Source organism: Kitasatospora sp. NPDC086801, assembly GCF_044745805.1.
GTDB lineage: Bacteria > Actinomycetota > Actinomycetes > Streptomycetales > Streptomycetaceae > Kitasatospora.
Map to the genome: position 1 here is coordinate 1 of NZ_JBIVAX010000113.1, position 1,225 is coordinate 1,225.

Annotated in this window: 1 protein-coding gene; it reads right to left on the bottom strand. The window is 66.8% G+C overall.

Annotation, left to right across the window (positions count from 1 at the left end; translation table 11 throughout):
• A partial coding sequence (locus ACIPLC_RS38225) for a reverse transcriptase domain-containing protein (protein WP_400477671.1) occupies nucleotides 1-469 on the bottom strand: 469 nt, incomplete at its 3' end.
• Nucleotides 470-1,225: the final 756 nt, after the last annotated feature.

The window sequence follows — 1,225 nt, forward strand, 5'->3', positions numbered from 1 at the left end:
GGGGAGTTCCGGCGACCGTCCGCCGGAGTTCCCCGTCCACCATCACACCCGCCTGGAGCCACAGCCGCAGCAGCTTGAGCACCCTGCGGTCCGACACCCGCCGCCCCACCTCCGCGAGGAGCCGACCGTGGTCGATCTCGCCGAAGAAGTTGCGGATGTCGAACTCCACGACGACACAGCGGCCCTCGATGAAGCCCGTCCGAAGACGCTCCATCGCCTGCAACGCCGACCGTTTGGGCCGGTATCCGTACGAGGACGGCAGGAAATCCGCCTCGAACACCGGCTCCAGCACGATCTTCGCCGCCTGCTGGGCCACCCTGTCGCGCACCGTGGGAATACCCAGCGGCCGTTTGCCACCCTGTGGTTTCGGGATGTCCACACGCCTGACCGGCGCGGGACGATACGTACCTGAGCGGAGAGATTGCTGGAGTTCGCCGAGCATCCGACGAACCCCGTACTCCTTCTCCACGAACTCCAGGGTGACCCGATCCACCCCGGCGCTCCCTCTGTTGGCCCGGACCCGCTCCCACGCCTCCCACAGGACGTCACCCCGGTGGACACGGTCGTACAGGGCGTGGAAACGCCGCTCCGGAGACTGCTTGGCCGCAGCCCATAGCCCGCGTTGAAGTTTTCGCACTTTCAGGACGGACGCACGCCCGTCCACTACGACAGGGTCTCCCCCGCCGGGGTAGTTGACCGGTCTCTCTCCGGCCATGCCCTCGCGCTTACCTCCGCCACGAACGTGATCAAAGTTGGGGCCCTTCCCTCCCGGCGCGTTGTGCTGCACGCCGATCAGCGGTACTACGACCCCATCGGACTCCCGCTGCCCTCCGGACGACTTCACCATCGGCTTATACGTCCGGTCTCTTGCCCGACGAAAGGCTTGGTCAGACGGGTCTCTCCTGTTCCGGCCCAGACTGTGCACACGTGCCGCCCTCCATACCCCGGGAGAACCCCGAGGGCTGACCCCGGAACAGGGCCCCCAGGACATGGCCTTCGCCCGGACATGAGGGGCTCGGCTTCTCCGTTGTTGGTGTGACGAGGCTGCAAGGTTCGCTTGATGCTACGGCCCGCGTGCTTGCTCCCTCCGAAGAGGCTCTTGACATCCCGCTCAGCCCGCCGCGTCTCCACGACGAACCGGGACCTGCTACCGGGCACTCCGGTGTCTACCCGGACGGGACTTCCACCCGCGAGCCTGGACCAGCTTTCAGGACGCAACATGGCC